Source organism: Psychromonas sp. MME2, from assembly GCF_040566515.1.
In the GTDB taxonomy this organism is placed as follows: domain Bacteria; phylum Pseudomonadota; class Gammaproteobacteria; order Enterobacterales; family Psychromonadaceae; genus Psychromonas.
Window position 1 is genome coordinate 516,168 of record NZ_JBEWXI010000002.1, and the last position, 20,843, is coordinate 537,010.

Below are 20,843 nucleotides of genomic sequence, written 5' to 3' on the forward strand. Positions count from 1 at the left end.
TCAAGCTTCAAATATTGAGTTTTTCCAACAGCAAAGCTCAGTGACCACTGCTTAAGTTGTTTTTTAGTGGCTTGTGCAGAGGGGCTTGCATCAAGTCCTGAGGTGAATGGTGAAATCAGCTTTAAACAGGTACGTTTTCGTTATCAAAGTGATGCTCCAGAAGTCATCAGTAATTTAAGTTTTGATATAAAGTCAGGTGAATTTATTGGCATAACAGGTAGCTCTGGCTCGGGTAAAAGCACCGTCACTAAACTGCTACAACGTTTATACAGCCCCTCCTCGGGCGAGGTCTATGTCGATGGATTAGATTTGGCGATAGCCGATCCCGTGGAACTGCGCCGCAACATGAGCATTGTACTGCAGGAGAGCCATCTTTTTTCCGGCACGGTAAGTGACAATATTCGCCAGTGCCTGCCGCAGGCCAGCGATGAGCAGGTTATGAATGCTGCAAAACTGGCAGGGGCAGATCAGTTTATCGAGCAGCTACCGCAAGGTTATAACACGCAAATTGGGGAGCGTGGCGGCAGTCTGTCGGGCGGCCAAAAACAGCGTTTAACCTTGGCTAGAGCATTACCAACCCGAAAATACTGGTCTTAGATGAAGCCACCAGTGCGCTGGATTACGAATCGGAAGCTTCGATTATCAGCCGTTTACCGGAGATAACCAAAGGACGTACCGTGATAAGCATTGCCCATCGATTAAATACCATCAGACACTGCGACCGTATTTTTGTGATCGAAAGCGGACAGATAAGCGAGTCGGGATGTCATCAGGATTTGCTCGAACGTCAAGAAAAGTACGCAAGATTATGGGCGAGTCAGGTTGGCTAGGTTTTATGTATAAAAATAATGCTAGATTTTAAAAAGAAGAGGAAAAGCAAATGAAAAAAATACTACTGTTGGTAGCCTTAATAGCCGTTGGATATTATATCTATAGCGATTATTTATCGCCACCCGATAAAGATACAACGCTATCCGAGAAAGATTTAAGGGCAAAAAAGCTGTTTGATAAACTGTCTTCAACACCTGTTTCAGCTCAAGAGGTAAAACCTGTTTTTAAGGATTCCATGATTAGTAATTGCAAACTCAATGGTGCTAATACAGAGAATGGTTTCGGAACCACTGCTGAATGTATCAATAATTTCGAAACGCTGGCAAGTGACCGTTGTTTTGGTCAACTTGCTGATTTTGAAGGTAAAGTTTACGCTTCAAAACGTGCTCTAATGGCTGACTTTCTAGTGTTCAATAGCTGTGCATCGGCTATAGTCAGGGACGCCGCATTGTAATTTAGGTTGTTTTTTGATCTATTAACGCGCTTTACGATGAAATCTTGAACGGGCGAAAGAGGCGGGACAAATAAGCGAGTCGGCTAGTCACCAAGCCTTGCTTGAGTAGTAACAGAAATAGGCAGGATGATGGTTGAGCCTGCCTTGTCACTTTATGTATAACTAATGGAATAAAAAATGAAAAAAATACTACTTTGGATCGCTTTAATAGCCGTCGGATATTATATCTATAGCGATTTTTTATCGCCACCTGATAAAAACACAACGCGATCTGGTCAAGATTTAAGGATAAAAATGCTGTTTGAGAAAGTGTCTTCAACACCTGTGTCAGCCCAAGAGGCAAGACCGGTTTTTAAGGGGGCAATGATTGATATTTGCGAAAGAATGGCTCGTATTAATGAAAATGTTTACGGAACGGCTGTTGAATGTACTCATAATTTCGAAAGACTGGCAAGTGAGCAGTGCTTCGAGCAACTCACTGATTTTGATGGTAAAATTTACAATTCACTCAGCGTGCTAATAACTGACATTGAAACATACCAAGCATGTGCATCTGATATCATCTATCTCGAAAAATTGTGATTTAATCGCTTCTTAGCCTATCACTGCGTTTTATGATGACGGGCAAATAAGCAAGTCCGGTTGTCAGTGGAGTTTACTTGAACTACAACGGAGATAGGCAGGATGACGGAAGAGCCAGCTTTGCCACTTTATATAACTAATGGAATAAAAAATGAAAAAAATACTACTGTTAGCCGCTTTAATAGCCGCTGGATATTATATATATGATGAACATTTTTCGCTCTCCGAAAAAAATCTAACGCTAACCGATAAACAATTAGCGGTAAAAAAGTTATTCGATAAAGTGGCTTTAACGCCCGTTTCAGATCAAGAGGCAAAAGCTGTTTTTAAGGGGAACGTTATTGATATTTGTGAAGAAAATGGTGGAGATACTTTCGGAATAACAGATGAATGTATCAATAATTTTGAAAGACTTGCAAGTAAGCAGTGTTTTAGGCAGTTGGTTGATTTTGAAGGTAAAATTTACAATTCAAAACGCGAATTACATGTTGACTTGCTAACATTCGAGATGTGTGCTCTGGATATAATCCGGGAGGCCAACTTCGACAACACTATCGGGGACATCCACACTATCGGGGACATATATGGATGCTCCCCATCTGTCAAATAAATTGAGTTAGATAATACAATTTAAGTACTCTGTTTCGTTGCAAACTGCTGGTCATTATAAGTTAAACGGTTATCGACATATATCCGGCTTCTTTCATGACCATCCGTGGCCGAGCCTTAATGAGATTCAAATGCGCTAATGTCCTTTGCACCCAAGTGGCCTATTACGGCCGATGTCCACGAGCAGGTTTTCATTAGCGCGAAACCAGTTTAATTCACAATGTGCATAGCACCGTTTGCGGTGAGTCCTTCTTGGTTAAACTTGTTTTAACATCTTTTTAAATCGTATAACTTGGTAACTTAAAATCTTGCTCTTTGGCAATCACGGCCCATGTCATTCGAGCTAGTTTATTTGCGACAGCTACAATAACTTTACACGTCGGTTTAGTTTCCATAAATGACTGTATCCACAAGTTAAAACTGTCATTATGTTTGTGGCACCAATTCATTAACGCTCTTGCTCCATGAATAAATAGAGTCCGTAGTTGTCGATTCCCGCGTTTGGTAATGCCGCTCATATAGCTATTGTCGCCACTAGCGTGTTGCCTCGGCGTCACACCTATCCAAGCTGCGAATTGACGCCCATTTTTAAATTGTTTTCCATTGCCTATGGCTGCGATAGTGCCTGCTGCGATAATAGGACCAATGCCAGGAACTTGCTGCGCACGTTTATAATGTGGGTTATCAGCGAGCAGAGCTTGCAGCTGTATTTCAATTTCATTAACAGCGAGATCTTTACCTTTTACTTCGTGATGTAGCTGTTGTAGAAACTGTCTTGATATGACTGTTAAGGGCTGCGTAGCATCTTCGAGGATTTCAGGTAACTCTGCCCGTAGCTTGACGATGTTCTTACCGATTATGATCCCATAGTCTGCAAGAAAGCCTCTTATTTGATTGCAGATAGCAGTACGTTGTTTGACGTGTCTTTCTCGTATCCGCTGCAAGCATTGCATATCTTGTTGCTCAAGTGACTTAGGTTTAACAAACTTTATGTTAGGTCGGAAGCTTGCTTCTGCGATTGCTAAAGCATCGTTTGCATCATTCTTATTGCCTTGCACAAAAGGCTTTACTTTAATGGCAGGGATCAAGTTAACGGTATGACCTAACTTAGCGATTTCTCTGCCCCAAAAGTTAGCTGAATAGTAGGCCTCCATAACAACGTGTGTTGCTTTATATTGTCGTAAAACATCAAGTAATAGATCTCGTTTCACTTTTTTATTGGAGATAACCTTGTGCGCTTGGTTAAGTGCGCAAACTTGAAATACGTTCTTTGCTAAATCGATGCTAATTACACTAGTATTCATATTGGACGCTCCTTTTGCTTTAGTTAGACGCTTTAAGCATGGCACATTGCGATGCCGATACTTGGAGCGTCCATCTCAGCATCCATATCTTTTCATTTATAAAAATATAATAGCCATTCTTTTTAAAAATAATCTTAATCAGCGCTTTGCTGTAATTAAATAGTTAAATTCCCGCACTTGAGACTCAATCCAATATGTTTAAACAAGTTTTATTAAAATCAACGCACAGAGCCTCCTTAACGAAGCGCTAATAGTTAATAAAAAAAACAAATGATTGGGAGTTAATGCAGCATACAACTCAGTTTGTTTTGCCCAGATACCCAACATCGGCCTGTGTGTTCGGCAAATAGTGCCAGTTCTTCGAGTGAGCCCACTGCACCATGGTAACCTTTACCAAAACTCACGGCTAAGGCTAACCATGTGTCACTCTCTAAGCCAAGGCTGCTTAATAAGCTTGGCAGTTCGCTCGAAATCACGCCGCGCTTATCCTCTCGAATCGCTCGTCCAGTCCAATCAACAAGCTCTAAATAATCGAGTAAGGCATAGGGAATACCTTCGTGGGGCGCATCACATTCTGCCGCTAAAAAACCAAATAAGGGTTTACTGTTATCATGGTGATGCAAGGCTTCATCGTGACTACATTTACTGTGGATACGCTCAAATATGGACGTAAACTCCGATGTTTCCACACTTACTGACATTTTTGCTCGCACGGGGTTTAAATCAACATAAGCCATACAAGTTAATAGTGCTTTTTCATCAAGCAATGCTTGCGACTTAAAGCGCCCTTCCCAAAAGCGTCCTTTACAGTTATCTTCGGCGTTCGCTTTGCGGGCAATAAATTCATTTAATGCGCGCATGAACCAAGAGATATCAAGCAAGCGATGACGCCATTTGCTGATTATCTCAAGCGCCACCTCTATTTGACCTGCGCAAGTCAGTTCCCCTTTACGCCATCGCGAAACTATTTCTGAGCCAGAATAAAGTTGATACCAACGTCGGCAAACTTCTTCATCGCTACAGGCGCTAATCTCGGCTTCATTAGCATGTAAAACAAGGTGATAGTGATTAGACATAATCGAATAAGCGCAAACATCAATGGCAAAGATATCACTTAATTGCCGAATGCGATCGACCATCCATTGCCGGCGATGTGAATAGTTTTTACCGCTGTAATTATCTTCGCCACACAAAAATGCACGGCGAACACATCGAGAAATGCAATGATAATAAGGTGTGTCCACAAGAGAAATTAACGAAGCACGTGATTGTGTCATACCAAACCCCACAACTGTAAACAAAAACACTGTTTATATAGTAGGTGCAGTATTCTGTTTAGTCAAAAAGGTGTGGGTGTCCTACACTATCCTACACTATCACTACACTATCATGCTTTTCTCAACAGCAAGAGAAAAGTAAGCAAAAGAGGTGTCGTCCAGAGACGTTGTATTTCGTATAACGGGGTCAAAATGTTGACTGACCCCATTTCACTGAACACCATTTTAATGTGCAATGGCGACATCGAGCTTTAAAGTGCTTGGATGAGTTTAGCGATTTCAGGCCAGTTGCCTTGGTCAATCAGGGGCGTTGGTACCATCCAAGTTCCTCCACAGGCTACAACCGCATCTAGCGCTAAGTAATCCTCTACATTAGCGACTGTAATGCCTCCCGTTGGCATAAATTGCACCGGATAAACGGCTGCTAACGATTTTAGCATCGCAATTCCACCCGAAGGTTCAGCGGGGAAAAACTTAACCGTTTTTAAGCCGAACTCCATCGCTTGTTCAACCAAACTCGGGTTGTTAATGCCCGGCACAATGGCGACCCCAATCTGCTGGCAATATTTTACCGTATTAGGATTTAATCCTGGGCTAACAATAAAATCAGCACCCGCTTCAACCGCTTGATCAACTTGCTCTTTGTTAAGCACTGTGCCCGCGCCAATTAAAAGCTCAGGATAAGCTGCCCGCATTAAGCGAATTGACTCTGCTGCCGCTTCTGTTCTGAATGTCACTTCAGCACAAGGTAAACCATTTTCGACTAAGACTTTCGCTAAAGGCACGGCATGCGCTGCATCTTTAATGGCAATGACTGGTACGATACGAATCGTTTGTAATTTTTGTTCAAGTGTTTGCATATTAAAACCTTAAATAATGTAACTAAGTACAGCAACAATAATGAATGCGATACCACCAAGCAGTGTTTCCATCACAGTCCACGTTTTTAATGTGGTTTTCTCATCCATATCCATCAAACGAGATACTAACCAAAATCCTGAATCATTAAAGTGTGATAGTACCGTTGCGCCAGAAGCGATCGCGATAACAATGAAACAAAGATCTAATTCACTTAGTCCAATAGTTGAAGCAACCATTGGGGCAATTAGTGCAGCTGTTGTTGTGAGTGCAACCGTTGCTGAGCCTTGCGCAACACGTAAGCATGTTGAAATAAGGAAGGCGGCGAGAATAAGTGGCATGCCAGTATCGGATAATGCACCTGATAACGCTTCGCCAATACCGCTTGCACGTAATACGCCACCAAACATGCCCCCCGCACCCGTTACTAAGATAACGGCACAAATTGGCGCTAATGATTGAGTACATAGTGACTCTAATTTGGCCATGCCGTACTCTTTCGCAAATACCGCAAGACAAACTAATAGTGTGATAAGGAGCGCTACGGGGGTTTTACCTAGCATGCGCAGGAAATCCACGACCGGTGAAGCACCGTCAATAACACCAGAAACCGCTAATGTATTTAACCCTGTATCTAAAGAGATTAAGATGATAGGTAGGATTAGAATCGCTAATACAGTTGAGAATGTTGGTAGTTTTTTCTCATTAATAATTGCTTCTTCGCCAAAAAAGGCTTTTGAAAGAGGGATATCGAATTTTTTACCTGCATAGAGACCAAATAGGTACGCGCCGAAGTACCAAGTCGGGATCGCGACTAAAAGACCGACAAACAATAGTAAACCAATGTTCGCACCTAATAATTCAGCTGCTGCAACTGGGCCCGGATGCGGGGAACAAAGGCATGCATGACCGCAAAGGCACCTGCAGAAGGAAGTGCGTACTTTAATACTGAGCCACCAAACCGTTTTGCCACACTAAAAATAATCGGCATCATGACAATTAGACCCGCATCAAAAAAGATCGGAAAACCAAACAGTAGAGAAGCGACACCCAATGCAAGTGGCGCTTTTTTCTCACCAAATCGACCAATTAGGGTATCAGCCAGTACTTTGGCACCACCAGTGATTTCAAGGATCTTACCAATCATTGATCCTAATCCGACCAATAGGGCTACCGAAGCTAATGTGCCTCCGAATCCGCCCATCATTGTCGGTACCACTTGAGATGATGATACGCCCGTGGCAATCGCAGTGCCTAAGCTTACTAATGTCAGTGAGATAAACGCATGTACTTTTAATTTGATTATCAGGACTAGCAGTGAAAGAACGGCTAATCCTGCTATTGTTAATAGGAATATTGGGTCTGCTTGTTGAGCTATCTGTTCCATGTTTATACCTTATTTAAGATTAATTTTCATGATGAATATTTTGTGAGAAACTTCACAAACCGCTAAGTTACGGGTAACATGTTACCCGTAACTCTTGTAAGGTAAACACATATTTTTGGTTTCGTTTAAAAATGCGATCTACTTCAAAGTAGAGCTGGGAGAGAAAAATGGCAGGTAAAAGTATTGTTGTAATGGGAGTATGTGGCTCAGGTAAAAGCACGATTGGTGATAAAGTATCAAAGTTAATGGGGTACAAGTTTATCGATGGTGATGATTTACACCCTAAGGCAAACATTATTAAAATGGCGGGTGGAGAAGCACTGAATGATGATGACAGAGCACCATGGTTAGAGCGCATTCGTGATGCAGCGTTTAGTTTAGAGAGTAAAAATGAAACGGGTATTATTGTTTGCTCGGCACTGAAAAAAAGCTATAGAGATAAAATTCGCAATGGCAACCAACACGTTCATTTTCTCTACCTAGAAGCATCGATTGAATTGATCATGCAGAGAATGCGTGCGCGTAAAGGTCACTTTATGCAAGAAAGTATGGTGAATGGCCAATTTGCTACTTTAGAGCGTCCCGAAAATGAACCTAATGTCGCAGTCGTTGATATTGATGGTACGCGAGAACAAGTGATTGAGCGTGCAATAAGCGCATTAACCCAATTAAATATTATTAAGGAAGTAGCATGACACATTCTGTAATTCTCGCTGTGACTGAGCGAATTATACGTCGTAGTGAAGCTTCACGTAGTGCATTTTTAGCAAAAACAGAGCAACAAGCTGCTATCGGAAAATCGCGCGCATCACTGTCCTGTGGCAACTTAGCACACGCGGTGGCAGCATCTTGTCAAAGTGAAAAAAATCAGATCCTCGATTTTACGCGTTCAAACCTTGCCATTATTACCGCATATAACGATATGCTTAGCGCGCACCAGCCTTATAAAACTTACCCAGATCAAATTAAGCTGGCGCTTTCAGAGCTTGGCCATACCGCGCAAATAGCGGGCGGTGTACCGGCAATGTGTGACGGTGTCACACAAGGTCAAGCAGGAATGGATATGTCGCTTTTTTCACGTGATTTAATCGCGCAAGCAACCGCTTTTTCATTAAGCCATAATCTATTTGATGGTACGTTATTGTTAGGCATTTGTGACAAAATTGCACCAGGGCAGTTGATGGGGGCATTGACATTTGCTCATTTACCGACCGCTTTTATCCCAGCAGGTCCAATGGCAACGGGTATTTCGAATGAAGAAAAAGTCGATGTAAGGCAAAAATATGCGGCTGGGAATGTGGGTAAAGATGCGTTATTAGAGATGGAGTGTGGTGCCTACCACTCACCGGGGACTTGTACTTTTTTTGGTACGGCCAATACCAACCAATTAGTTTTTGAAGCGATGGGCTTAATGTTACCCGGTTCGGCATTTGTGCATCCGCAATCCGATTTGCGTAGAGCGTTAACTGACGATGCAGCCAAAAAAATAGCAGCAATGAGTTATGGCTCATCTTGTTACCGCCCGCTAAGCGAAGTTGTGACCGAGAAAAGCTTGGTCAACGGTGTTATCGCCTTGTTAGCATCGGGCGGTAGCTCAAACCATACCATTCATATGGTGGCGGTTGCGCGCGCTGCAGGGATCATTTTAACATGGCAAGATATGAGTGATTTATCTGATGTTATTCCGCTGTTATTAAAGCTTTACCCCAATGGCCCTGCCGATGTGAATGAGTTTCAGCGTTTAGGTGGTGTGCCTGCCTTAATGAAACGCTTGCATGCCAGTGGTCTTTTGCATATCGATGTCACGCCAACGTTTGGTTGTTTTGAAGATCAGTTATTGTCACCTAACTTAGTGGATGGAAAGTTGGCTTGGCAAGCGCTTGGAGAGTCTGTCAATACGCAAGTATTAGCGGCAAATGATAGTTACTTCCAAAAAACCGGAGGCACAAAAATGCTCACTGGTAATATTGGTAGATGTGTCGTGAAAGTGTCTGCCGTTGCGGAGCAGTTTCATATCATTGAGGCGCCCGCGAAGGTTTTCCATTGTCAGCATGAGGTTGAAAAAGCTTATCAGGTAGGGTTACTCAATAAACATTGTGTCGTGGTGGTCGCCTTTAATGGCCCGGCCGCCAACGGCATGCCTGAGTTACATAAATTAATGCCTATCTTAGGTAATTTGCAAAAGGCTGGCTATAACGTTGCATTAGTCACTGATGGTCGATTATCAGGGGCGTCTGGGAAAATTCCTGCGGCTATCCACTTATCACCAGAAGCCCTGCATGGCGGCGCCATTGGGTTGATCTGTGATGGCGATATTATCCGCTTAGATTGTACGACGGGTACGTTGGATAACCTCAGTGATGTCACAGGGCGAACACCGCCAACACCGGATACTGAAGCCGCACAGCAAACATGGGGGCGTGATATGTTTAAAAACATGCGCAGCTGTGTATCAAGTGCAGAGTTAGGTGCGAGTTTTATCGTCTAGTTTGTTATATCAATGCGTCAAAGGCTTTGCCCAAGGCGCATTGAAAATCCAACATCCACCACTTTTTGTTGGATATCTTCACCGCGCAGCGCTTGTAATAATAACCTCGCGCTTGTTTCGCCAATCTGCTCGATGGGGATTTCAATACTGTTTAATTGCGGGGTTAATGCCATGCCGATATTAAGTGCGTTGTACCCAACAACCCCTAATTGTTTTGGGATCTGGATGCCTTTCTTTTGCGCCGCCATGATTGTACCAATCGCAATATCATCATTGGTGCACAGTACTCCATCAATATTAGGGTTTTGCCGTAACGCCATATCAAGTAACTCTCCGCCTAATGTAAATGAAGAGTGCGCTTGAGTTAAAATGTGTATGCTTTTCATGCCTTGCTCAATCAGCGCGCGATCGTAACCCGACATGCGTAATTGTGTGCGCGAATCTAAGCGAGCACCAAAGTAAGCGATGTTTGATTTGCCTGATTCGAGTAACGCCTTTGTAGCAAAATATCCCGCTGCTTCATGGTCGACACCAACCACCATATCTATCGGTTGTTTGGGTAGCTCCATCGCTTCGACAACGGGCACTCCAGCAGTTTTAATCATCTGTAATGTGCGTTTTGTATGCTTTGTCTCGGTGAGTATTAAGCCGTCTACTTGATAGGAAAGTAACGAAGCGACTTTGGCTTCCTCTTCGAGCTCATCGTAACCAAAATGAGCAATTAATGTTTCATAACCATTCGCTCTGCAGACACTTTCAATGCCTTGAATAAAACTAGCAAATACTTGGTTTGATAAAGAAGGAATAAGAATTCCGATCGCTTTGCTAGATGACTTAGAGAGCATCGCTGGTGCTCTATTGGCAATGTAGCCAACTTCTTCCATCACCACCATTATTTTTTCTCTGGTTTTTAACGCAACAGAGTTAGGATCACGCAAGTACCTAGAAACGGTCATTTTAGTAATGCCCACTTTATCTGCAATATCTTGCAGAGTAGGCCTGTTTTTTTGTTGTTTCTGCATTGGCTATCCCGATGATGTGGCATAAGTTTAAAATGTTACAGTAACATTATCATGCTACTGAAAAAGAATCGAGAAGCAATATAGCAGGAGTGTTTAACAATAGAGGGGCAATGTTGATTTACCTGCTTAGTTGTTGTGTTTGTTGGCAATAAAAATGTTCTTCATCGTGGTGACCATTTTGCTTTAGTCGTTTCTTAAATTATCAGTGAATGACGTTTATGACTGGAAAATACTTTTCTAATAAAATATTATCCGGCGCAGAGCAAAACCGAACATGGAGTGTGGTTTATTTACAAATTATTTTCATTGAATATTGAGAATAATGGGTGTGAACTATCACATCAGCCCACTCGGCAACAAGAAAGACAGATGCGACGCTTCAAATCACAGGGTCAAGCTCAACTGTTTTTAAGTTGTCATGGTGTGGTCAATAACCTATTTCGTTTTGGCCGTCATTTAATGCAAGCAAAACATTATCGAGCATTCCGCGCTCGCTCATTTTCTGAATGGGTGCAGGTTAGTTGTGTCCAAAATTTAGAATAAGGCTGATTTAATGGCCTTAAATCGTCTCGGTCACATAAGTTGACAATAGCCCTTTAATCGCCCTTCGTACATAAGTTGACAATATCATCCAAGTAGATAAGTTGATGGTAACCAATTTGGTAAAATTATTAACCAAATCAGCCTAAGGGTTGCTTAAATATTATAAGAAACATATGCTATGAGTATCTTAGGCTCTGCTCAGAAAGGAATAATAATGAAAAGAATACTCTCTATGGTTTTAATAATATTAGTGGCTGGATGTAGTAATACTAGCGCGTTCATCGACTACGGTGATGAGGATACACAAAAGATACAAGATACAGATGCCTCGATTGGCTATGAAGCACTCAAGAATGCTCCTATATGCTGCACGTCATTGAGTGAACTTAATTATACTACAATCTCTACTCCTGGTGCGTTTGATTATATTATTACGGACAAAAATGACGCGTTTAATTTTACTACGGGTAAATCATTCGTCCAAGGTATTACGCTCCCTGCAGCAGAAGGGACAATTAAAATTAGTGTATCTGCTCCTATGGTATCAAGTGTTTTTGTTCCAACAATAGTCATATTAGATGAGCAATATAAACCACTAAGATTGTACGGAGAAGAAAGTATTCACTACGAAAGTGGGTCTGTGTTAAGGATTGATAGGTTCTTTGCCAATATTGAAATCCCGCCTATATTTAATAATGGTCGCCATGCAAAACATTTAGTTATCCTGACCACCGAAAAAGCAATGAAGGAAACGACAAAGCTTGTCCCACCTGAACCGACATCGACAAAAATTGATCGCGAAGCGTTAATGATCAAAGCGAATATGCTCGAACCATTTCGACATACTGCAACAGGTGTTGTTAGACTTACCTTTGATTACACACCATATACAGCCAGCTCGATGAAAAAGACAATAGCAAAAGAGCTCAATGACAGCCACAAAGCTCAAGCAATCGTTACCACAAATGAAATGGAAAACATTAAACCGAAAGCAACTGCTATTAAAGAACCAGTGGCCACATCTCAGGTCAGTAATAACTCGATTCAACCAGAAAGTGAAAATATGTATATTCTTTTAATTGAAAAATCGGTAAAAGAAGAGGACTACAAAAAAGCACTGCGGTTTGTTGAAGAAGCAGAAAAAGCAGGTTCAACGAAAGCGCGTGATGCAATGTTTGAAGCGATGAAAAATACCAATAAATAACCATAGGAAAATATAATTTTCAGGATCCCAATGACATGAAATTTATAAAGTTGTTGGGATAATCTTATCTTTTCATTTTAGATGCTTCTACACACCACACCAGTACAACCTGAAATAATAATGGTTTTAAGTTGTATATCACAAAATGATAGTCATTTATTTTTGTAAAATAGATCTTGATCACATCTTTTGAAAGTTTTATAATTGCTTTGCTGTTAAAGAACAGAGCTTATAACAACTTTAAAAGGAGATTTACTATGTTATATTCAATTAAACGTTTATTTACTCGTACTGAAGATTATGCTGGTCGAGATATCGATAAAGTGATTGCTAGTTTAGCGGTTAATTCAGGTACACCAGCGCATGTTTGGTCATATCTTAAAGAGCAAGCTGTTTATGAGAACACAGTAAACGGATTACGCGTATACCCACATGAAGTTGGTAAATATGCAGCTTAATGAGGTGCATAATAGCACTGTGCTGTATAAAAGTAGGAATATGCTGCTCAGTAGATAATTGCCTTAACGCATTCTACTAAGAGCAGCTCACTTTATTTATAAAAAATAAAGTAATCATAATTTAAAACAAGTTAGATAATATAATTTAACCTGTTTATTATTAAATTAAAAATTCTCGAAAATCCCCTATATAAAATTTTCTACATCACCTCACGACATCTGGTATTTATGTTTACTCAGCGTCGATTCTTTTTTAAGGTTATCAAAAGATAATTATAGATTAAGGTAACGATTCATTGCCATTTTAAGATTATCTGATTTACTACCAAAAATAGCGTGGATGCTGTGATCTTGGGCATATACAACGCCAACTGCGCCTAGTTTTTTTAATTGCAATTCATCTATCACTTTTACATTATTAACTTTTACTCTGAGTCGAGTAAGGCAAGCATCAAGTTCTTGAATATTGTTTTTTCCTCCAAAAGCTGTGACGAGATCCTTTGCAAGATCAACATTCGTATCAATCCAATTTGTCATATCTTGGCGATACTTATCGGAATTAATGCCAAATATTGCTTGGGCAACACGGTCAATGATAATAACCCCTTTTGCACCCAGTGCTTTTAACTGAGCTTTATCAACACTTGTTGTGTCTTTCACTGTAACTCTTAGGCGAGTTAAGCATGCATCAAGCTGTTCATGTTTTGTTTGCCACCAAAGGAGGCGACGAGTGCGTTGGCCATTTCGGCGTTTGAAAGGTTGCTTGTCATAAAATATTTCCTTATATGTATTTAAATAGAGGTTATTGTTCTATGTTTATAACGCTCTGATTGTTGATGTTGTACTTAATAATTTAATTGCAGGATAAATATTAACAAACCTAAACTCTGTAGACCAGTTTGTGGTTTAAATCATAGATTGGAAATTCAAAGTGGTCAATAGGTTGATGACTTCTGTTTGATATTTGTTTGGAACAAGTTATGTAAGGTAAGTTAGCCTAAAAGCGTGTGGGGTTTTCTGCGCAGAACTTAGAGCACATAGTTATTGCAATCGCTATTATATAAACAAGCCGATTACATCAGTAATCGGCTTGTGTTAAACGATAAAAACTGTCTAATTATTAACGTTTTATGATGGTGATGTCACCAGGTGCCCAACCAATACCTCTCTCCTGATGCTCTCCATTTTCAGTATTAAATTCAAAGAATAGAAAGTGGAAGTTACCATCTGGTAGATTGGCAGTAGGGGTTACATTTGCATCAGACAAGTCAAACTCAACTTCAATTGTACCTGATTGTGTACCTGCAGCTATTAAGCCTATGTCGGTTGCAGGAATGTAATCTTTTGCTAGCCCCCAGCTAGAGGTCATTTCACGAAGTCTATAACTGATACCACTGTCATTCACCAGGTCACCTAACCAGCGTTATAGTTAAAGGTTACAACCATCTTCGTATCTGTATAGTGAGTGGTCATGTATTTGCTATTATCATCAAATACACCACTTTTCTCTTCACGAACCATTACCTTTAAGCTCACTACTTTTTCTACTATTGCTTGTCCTGGTTCAGATCCATTCGCTGTTGCTGTAATCGTCACATCACCCGCGGCGACACCCGTTACTTCGCCATTATCACGCACTGTTGCAACGCTAGTATCACTACTGCTCCAAGTAACTGACATATCATCAGCATCGGTGTCAAAAACTGTTGTTGTCAGCTCTGCTGCCAACTGGATAGACTCGCTTTTGTATAGTGGTTGATCTGATCCTGTAACAGCAATAGCCGATACGTAAATCGGATCATCAGAGACAGTCACTTCAAAAGAGGCCGTTGCAGCGGCGTTCAAGTGATGTAATTGTAATTGTCGCTGTACCGGTTTTTGTAGCGCTTGATGTAATAAGCCCCTCTGCATCTACCGAAGCAATGGTAACATCTGATGATGTATAGCTAACCGAATTAATCGCATTAAACGGAGTAAAGATGGGTTCAATTTGATAAGTTGAATCGGTATTAATACGTTTGCTTGTGCGCGATAATGTAATCGCTTCGGGTGTTGGGCTTACAGTATCTTGGCTGTTAGATTTATAAAGTGTGTCCGCAGCAATATCATTAAAGGTGACGGTTTCGCCATTACGCCATGTGATTTTAACGCTTTTTATCGCTGTTTCATCACCTAAACCAAAGTGCATAATGTTAAGCATACTTTGTGAGAACACTTCACCAGCAGAAGCGACACGTTTTACATACTCTTTGCCATTTTCAGTGGTTACAATTACCTCTGCTCCATATGAGTCAATACCTTTAAGTGGGCTGTATTTAACATCGATTAAGAGATAATGACCTGCGTTTTCAATTTGATTTTGGTAGAGGTACCATTTTCCTAACTCATCTGAGCCGTTTAACATATCTACCTTGCCATCGAGATCAAAGTCAAAGGCTTGTCCCATGTCACCATGGCCTTTATCTTCAGGATCGCGCGCACCATGCTGTGTCACCGCTTGGAAGCTTCCTTTACCTGTATTAAGTAATAATACGTCTGAAACACGCTCTTTTAGGTATCCGTAGCGATAAACAAACAGGTCATTGAAACCATTATTATTAAAGTCGCCAGAGGTTACCCCCCACGCGTTGCCACCTAGTGGAATATTCCACTCTTCGGTTGCATCAACAAAACCTTCCTCTGTATTGAGTAATAATATATCTCGACGGTTGTGGTTATTTGGTTCCCAATCGTAATCAAGTGTTGCGACATTATCTAGTTTAAAGGCGATATTCCAGAATAGGTCGCCATCACGTACTGTTTCAGCAGTCCATTTTCCATCTTTAAAGCCGATATATAAACCATTTTCAGTGCGCTCTTCAGGCCATCCTTCTGCATCACCTGTTTGGCTAATGACCACTGAATCAGGTGCATCTCGCATCTCATCAGGGTATTGGTTCTCTTGGAAACCAGTCGCTTTAATGGGAGTGCGAACTTTGTTTTTACCTAGGAAAATTGGGAAAGTACCGTTATAAGTACTACGGTAAACCATATCCATTTCAGAAAATTTAATATCACCTTCACTGGTAAAATTGATTAACGTTGTCCCTTTTTCTGCTTTGTCACGGAAATCGACAGACTGAGTTAATGGATTATAGTCGATAGATTTATTCGACAGCTGGTAGAGCGGCAGGCCGCGGGCTAAATAGAGGTCTGGACGACCATCATTATCAACATCAACGCTGGCTGCGCCAAAGGTATTACTACCGTTTAATACTGAATCCGGTAGTAGTTCTGCACTTACATTTGTAAAAGTAAAATCGCCATTACCTTTCCATAAACTGATAGGGGAGTAGCTAGATACTAATAAGATATCTTCTTTACCATCGCGGTTATAATCAAGCATCAGTACGCGTTCTGCATCAATCTCTTCTAAGCCCGAAACACGCACAGCGGTAAAGGTCTGGTCACCATTATTACGGTAAAATAGTTGTTGAGGTGAAGTTGAATTTGGTGTTTTAGCATTGACTAATAACAGATCTAAATGGCCATCGTTATCAAAGTCAGCCCAACGAGGCGCACGACCACGGGCAGGGGTTAATATGCCTGTTTCTTTAGAAACATTAGTGAAGGTACCATCGCCATTATTTTTTAATAATTCATAGGAACTATCACTGGTACCGTTTGCGCCACCTACCGATTGCATAAGGTCTAAATCACCATCATTATCGTAATCACCCCATGCAGAGCCATGTAGATCGGGTACAGTGCCTTCTCCATAGATAGGATTCATATCGGAAAGGTCACCATCGTTATTGGTCACCACTATTGTAGAGACGAAGTTGTGGTTGTTTAGTGCAAAATCATAATCGCCATCGTTATCGAAATCGGCGACAGCGGGGCCACTATATTTATAGGTTACTGCGGTTGTCATACCGCGCTCTTCGGCGATATCTTTGAACATTGGGATATTAGCATCGACAGCCGTAAATTCGATTTTCTTAACTTCAATATCGCCATCACGTGCCACAAATTTTACCACACGGCTAAGGCCATTATCTGCCGTTTTTGCTGCGCTTGCTTCTGGCAGGTTTAGTAACATGTTGATGGTGTTCTCACCCTTTTGCGGGATATTGACATTATCTAGCACTATCTGATCATCTATAAATACACTTAGGTGAGCATATTCAGTTAATGCGTTAATCGTCAGTGTTAGTTGCTGTGTGCCCTCTTCGGTAAAAGTTTGTAGGGCTTCGAAAGGTTCATAGATACTTACTTTAAACTGAGCTGGGAGTGGCGTTAAGTCACTTGGTGGTGTGTTAGGTGTATCGGAACTAGAGGAATTACAGCCTGCGACTAACGCGACTGAAAGCGATAAAGCCAGATATTTTAATTTGAATTTAGAAAGATGGTTCATCATCAATATAATCCTTTACATATTAGCGTGCAGAAATGAGCTCGAGCGATATCGTTTGCTAAAGCATCACAATTAGGTGGTAGATTAAACAATTCGCCTAACTTTTATTCAATCGTGGTTATCCAATTTGGTGAGTTTGATTGCAATTGGTTTTCCAAAACTGTGATGGCGTTATCTTTTGGTTGTTCAATTTTATTTTTGGTATGGGGTGCTTGAAAAGTAATGAATTTATTTAGCTTAAATATAAATGCATTGTTTACTTAGGGGCTCTATACTATTTAGTGTTGAGACCGTTGTTTCTATATTGAAATGTTGTGTCAGTTTTGATGTGGAATAACGCATGAATAGCTAAAATAGATACTTAAAGAGGGGGAGATAAACCAGGCTGAAAAATTCAACCTGGTTGATACTGTTTAGTCAATATAATCTATTGAGTGAACTACAATAGTTTGCTCTGAAATTGGACCAACCGAATAGAGTGTAAATTCTGCGATCGTATTGAGTGATAAATCGCTACCTCCACGGTAACCTTCAAGGCCTTTTTTAGCGCCATCAAATAGGTAATTAACCGTTGATACACCTGGTGGCAGATAGATAGGAAGATCTAGTTGATGCTTCGCAGCGCCCATTATTCCTATGTTGTCGGAAACTTTCAACTCAATACGTGCTTCTTCTGTGCCTTTGTTTTCTAACTCAAGCACTAACCCTTTTTTATGGCTCCAGTCATAGTTTCCACTGACAGGATGAAACTTGATACTTGGCCATTTTGAGTTAGCTTCTGACTGCGATACTCTATCAAAGATGATTTCTAATGAGTCGTCTACAACTTTATAACTTGTATATAACTTTGCAGTTTTAGCAAGGAATTCGCCTTCAGTAACGTTGATCTGCACTGATTCAACATTTTCTTCTGCCATTCTGTCGGTTTCAATTATATTGCTATTGTCTGAACTGGTATTTGCACAACCAACCATCATTCCTGCTGTCATTAGGGCAATGGTAAGTTTTTTTTTCATCATTGACATGGTTTATCTCCTTTAAAATTTCCAACAACACGTTGGATAACCAATTTTGATAAGTATACATACCAATATATATATTTTTTGTGATCAGTTTATAATTGTGTGTTATTTGATGAGTTTCAATCACATTATTGAGATGATATTAGCTACTTTACGTTGTCTTTAAGTTGTTTTTTTTGGTTTTTACTTCACTTTTCTTTGCAAATCATTTCAAAAATGTATAAGAATTACACCAGTTTGTGTGAGTGTTTAACCTATTTTTGGTGGGGGGGGGAGTAATTGATAGCGAACTAGTGCTTCATACTATTATTAGGTGTTTAAGTTGAAAATTAAAAAGCCGCGCTCGATTCGAACACGGCTAGTATTGCTTGTTAGTGACTCGCTATTGAGCTTAACTATTTGGGTTTATAAACTCGGATCCAATCAACTAACATTGTTGTTTTACCCGATTCATTAGCAAGTTGTTGATCTGTAGGATCTGCTTCCCACCAACTTTGTAGCTCCATGTTAATAATAATATCAGCGGGTTTGTAAAAACCTTTACCTGATTGATAGCTGTAGGGATCGATAACCGATAGCGTTGATTTAGCACTGGCTGCTTTTAATGTTGCAAAGCTAAAGTCTTCATCGCTCACAGCATACTCTTCAGTAACTTGGTAGCCTTTGTCAATAATTATGTGGCCATTATCAGCTGCTGGGTAAGTATAGTGCCACTGATCGTTGATTTTACTAGCGAAGGCATTTTTGTAAAGTACACGCACTAACTCGCCATCAATGTAATATTCAAAGTGAAAAGGGCTTATCCAGTATGTACCCACTTGGATATACTGTCTATCACCACTATTCCAGCCAAAATCACCCCAGCTGGCAAATCCATGAATATCACTTTTCCACCAACTGTTGATATCGCGTGGTTGGTAATCAGTAAAGGGCTTTCGAATAAATGAATGATGGCTTAAATGAATCAATTCAGAGAAATAATCATTACCATTTTCTGCACCAGGGTAAGCTTCTATAATATCGATTTCTTGCGTATCATCTGGACTTAATAACCATACTGCTGCCGCTAATGATACATCAGGTAAGCTTACACTTGCTTCGACATAAGCTGGGTAGACAACCTGTCTTGCGGAGCTAATAACACCTGCATCAACTCCTGGTTTATCTTGCTTACCACTGCTTGCGCTTCGTGATACTTTAAAAGCTAGATTTCCATCCTTAACTGAAACGTGATCATGTTTCCAATAGGTCGAACCTGGGCCATCCCAATCGGCATGGTAAAAGTTATACCATTTATCATTTTCGCCAAAATAGGTTTTTTCAGTTCTAGGCGAAAAGTCATAGGTAAAGTCATCAGACATTGCTGTTACTTCAACCCAGTTTTTACCTTCACCAATCGCTGCAGGAACGGGTAATTGTTGGACGTCACTAGGGTCATAACTTAATGCTTTATAACCATTGCGTGCGATATCAGTAATCGGTGTATTAGGTTCCTCTACCGGTGGAGGCTGAGGAGCTGGGGTTTCGGTAGAGCTAGAGCCACAACCTGTTAAACCAATTGCCAGCAAAGGAAATAAAATTATTTTATTCATGATTTTTTCTCTTTTAATTAACTGCATAATAAAAGAGAGTGCCGATTTGACACTCTCTTTTATCTTATTTTCGTGAGCGTTTGAAGAATAAAAAAGCTCCCATTAGCATGATACCAAAAGTACCGAAAGCCCCACCTGTACGGATAGTTGGTTCAGTTGGATCAACTGGGTCAACTGGATCAACTGGATCAACTGGATCAACTGGATCAGTCGGATCGTCACCTACAGCAACCATGTTATCGATTTGGAATGAAGCTGCTAATGTTGCCCATGGCATTCCGTAAAATTGGATATATTGAATTTTACTAAGATTTACATCTGTACAAGTTGTTAAATCTAAGGTCATAGTATCCATTTTAGCAACGGCAAAACCATATTGCTCTAAATTACAAACTGCTGCATTTACATCTTCAAGTCGCAAAGCAAAATCAATTGCTGCACCAGATGTGTTGTAAACATCAAACTTAATTTCGTTATATTTACTTAAATCAAAGCTTGTTCCACCTAATCCACTAAATCCTACTTTTTGGTAGTCAGTACTATTAGCTGCATTGAACTCAATATCCCAAACCTGACCATCTGCCGAAGTAAATCCTGCATTTGCAGCAGTAAGATCATATGCAGCCCCATTATTTACATAAGCAACCTCATCAACAGGTTCAGCAATTGTTCCTTCAAATGTATTAATTACAGTGGTTGCAGCCATTGCTGATGTAGATAACATTGCTAGCGATATTGCTGAGGTTAATAATGTTTTTTTCATTTGTATATCCTTATATATGCATTGTTGATATGCCGCCTAACAGCTAGACGACA

The 20,843-nt window shown here is 40.5% G+C and carries 19 protein-coding genes and 2 pseudogenes; 9 read left to right on the plus strand and 12 right to left on the minus strand.

Annotation, left to right across the window (positions count from 1 at the left end):
* Positions 1-66: 66 nt before the first annotated feature.
* From AB1A03_RS02805 to AB1A03_RS02820, 4 genes are all read left to right on the plus strand, one after another.
* The gene (locus tag AB1A03_RS02805; RefSeq protein ID WP_354623050.1) at positions 67-597 is read left to right on the plus strand and encodes an ATP-binding cassette domain-containing protein; all 531 of its coding nucleotides are present in this window, start codon (positions 67-69) and stop codon (positions 595-597) included.
* Between the two features lie 283 nt (positions 598-880).
* A complete protein-coding gene (locus AB1A03_RS02810; RefSeq protein WP_354623051.1) occupies positions 881-1,285 on the plus strand; it encodes a hypothetical protein in 405 nt (134 codons plus the stop codon).
* Positions 1,286-1,462: 177 nt separating this feature from the next.
* Complete coding sequence (locus AB1A03_RS02815) at positions 1,463-1,867, plus strand: hypothetical protein (protein ID WP_354623053.1); 405 nt, start codon at positions 1,463-1,465, stop codon at positions 1,865-1,867.
* Positions 1,868-2,018: 151 nt separating this feature from the next.
* Positions 2,019-2,477, plus strand: coding sequence for a hypothetical protein (locus AB1A03_RS02820; protein WP_354623055.1), 459 nt, complete (start codon positions 2,019-2,021; stop codon positions 2,475-2,477).
* A gap of 277 nt (positions 2,478-2,754) precedes the next feature.
* On the opposite strand, the gene AB1A03_RS02825 is transcribed toward AB1A03_RS02820, so the two are convergent.
* The 4 genes and pseudogenes from AB1A03_RS02825 to AB1A03_RS02840 all read right to left on the minus strand — a co-directional run bounded on the left by AB1A03_RS02825 (position 2,755) and on the right by AB1A03_RS02840 (position 7,302).
* Positions 2,755-3,780, minus strand: coding sequence for an IS110 family RNA-guided transposase (locus tag AB1A03_RS02825; protein ID WP_354623056.1), 1,026 nt, complete (start codon positions 3,778-3,780; stop codon positions 2,755-2,757).
* Between the two features lie 281 nt (positions 3,781-4,061).
* Positions 4,062-5,057 carry a hypothetical protein gene (locus AB1A03_RS02830; protein WP_354623057.1) on the minus strand — a complete coding sequence of 332 codons (996 nt, stop codon included), beginning with the start codon at positions 5,055-5,057 and terminating at the stop codon, positions 4,062-4,064.
* A gap of 251 nt (positions 5,058-5,308) precedes the next feature.
* Complete coding sequence (locus AB1A03_RS02835) at positions 5,309-5,917, minus strand: bifunctional 4-hydroxy-2-oxoglutarate aldolase/2-dehydro-3-deoxy-phosphogluconate aldolase (RefSeq protein WP_354623058.1); 609 nt, start codon at positions 5,915-5,917, stop codon at positions 5,309-5,311.
* Positions 5,918-5,926: 9 nt separating this feature from the next.
* Positions 5,927-7,302 (minus strand): annotated as a pseudogene (locus AB1A03_RS02840) (GntP family permease).
* A gap of 167 nt (positions 7,303-7,469) precedes the next feature.
* On the opposite strand from AB1A03_RS02840, the gene AB1A03_RS02845 reads away from it, so the two are divergent.
* Together AB1A03_RS02845 and edd are read left to right on the plus strand one after the other, a co-directional pair.
* Positions 7,470-7,997, plus strand: coding sequence for a gluconokinase (locus tag AB1A03_RS02845; protein WP_354623059.1), 528 nt, complete (start codon positions 7,470-7,472; stop codon positions 7,995-7,997).
* Complete coding sequence (gene edd, locus AB1A03_RS02850; RefSeq protein WP_354623060.1) at positions 7,994-9,790, plus strand: phosphogluconate dehydratase; 1,797 nt, start codon at positions 7,994-7,996, stop codon at positions 9,788-9,790. Before AB1A03_RS02845 ends, edd begins: the two co-directional genes overlap by 4 nt.
* Before the next feature lie 17 nt (positions 9,791-9,807).
* Here edd and AB1A03_RS02855 read toward each other — a convergent pair whose 3' ends face one another.
* The gene (locus AB1A03_RS02855; protein WP_354623061.1) at positions 9,808-10,812 is read right to left on the minus strand and encodes a LacI family DNA-binding transcriptional regulator; all 1,005 of its coding nucleotides are present in this window, start codon (positions 10,810-10,812) and stop codon (positions 9,808-9,810) included.
* A 315-nt stretch (positions 10,813-11,127) separates the two neighbouring features.
* Here AB1A03_RS02855 and AB1A03_RS02860 point away from each other — a divergent pair.
* The 3 genes and pseudogenes from AB1A03_RS02860 to AB1A03_RS02870 all read left to right on the plus strand — a co-directional run.
* Positions 11,128-11,355 (plus strand): annotated as a pseudogene (locus AB1A03_RS02860) (IS6 family transposase); the annotation flags it as partial.
* A 214-nt stretch (positions 11,356-11,569) separates the two neighbouring features.
* Entirely contained in the window at positions 11,570-12,559 is a 990-nt protein-coding gene (locus AB1A03_RS02865) for a MalM family protein (RefSeq protein WP_354623064.1), read from the plus strand.
* 257 nt (positions 12,560-12,816) lie between these two features.
* Positions 12,817-13,017 (plus strand): hypothetical protein, encoded by a 201-nt coding sequence (locus AB1A03_RS02870; protein ID WP_354623065.1) that lies wholly within the window; start codon positions 12,817-12,819, stop codon positions 13,015-13,017.
* A 273-nt stretch (positions 13,018-13,290) separates the two neighbouring features.
* Here the strand turns inward: AB1A03_RS02870 and AB1A03_RS02875 are convergent, their stop codons facing one another.
* The 7 genes from AB1A03_RS02875 to AB1A03_RS02905 all read right to left on the minus strand — a co-directional run bounded on the left by AB1A03_RS02875 (position 13,291) and on the right by AB1A03_RS02905 (position 20,790).
* Complete coding sequence (locus tag AB1A03_RS02875) at positions 13,291-13,677, minus strand: PTS transporter subunit EIIB (RefSeq protein WP_354623066.1); 387 nt, start codon at positions 13,675-13,677, stop codon at positions 13,291-13,293.
* Positions 13,678-14,137: 460 nt separating this feature from the next.
* Complete coding sequence (locus tag AB1A03_RS02880; RefSeq protein ID WP_354623067.1) at positions 14,138-14,422, minus strand: hypothetical protein; 285 nt, start codon at positions 14,420-14,422, stop codon at positions 14,138-14,140.
* 8 nt (positions 14,423-14,430) lie between these two features.
* A complete protein-coding gene (locus tag AB1A03_RS02885; protein WP_354623069.1) occupies positions 14,431-14,862 on the minus strand; it encodes an Ig-like domain-containing protein in 432 nt (143 codons plus the stop codon).
* A complete protein-coding gene (locus tag AB1A03_RS02890) occupies positions 14,834-17,416 on the minus strand; it encodes an FG-GAP-like repeat-containing protein (RefSeq protein ID WP_354623070.1) in 2,583 nt (860 codons plus the stop codon). The genes AB1A03_RS02885 and AB1A03_RS02890 overlap by 29 nt, the downstream gene beginning before the upstream one ends.
* A 410-nt stretch (positions 17,417-17,826) precedes the next feature.
* Complete coding sequence (locus tag AB1A03_RS02895; protein WP_354623072.1) at positions 17,827-18,438, minus strand: hypothetical protein; 612 nt, start codon at positions 18,436-18,438, stop codon at positions 17,827-17,829.
* A 392-nt stretch (positions 18,439-18,830) separates the two neighbouring features.
* A complete protein-coding gene (locus AB1A03_RS02900; protein WP_354623073.1) occupies positions 18,831-20,027 on the minus strand; it encodes a LamG domain-containing protein in 1,197 nt (398 codons plus the stop codon).
* 64 nt (positions 20,028-20,091) lie between these two features.
* A complete protein-coding gene (locus AB1A03_RS02905; RefSeq protein ID WP_354623074.1) occupies positions 20,092-20,790 on the minus strand; it encodes a hypothetical protein in 699 nt (232 codons plus the stop codon).
* Positions 20,791-20,843: the final 53 nt, after the last annotated feature.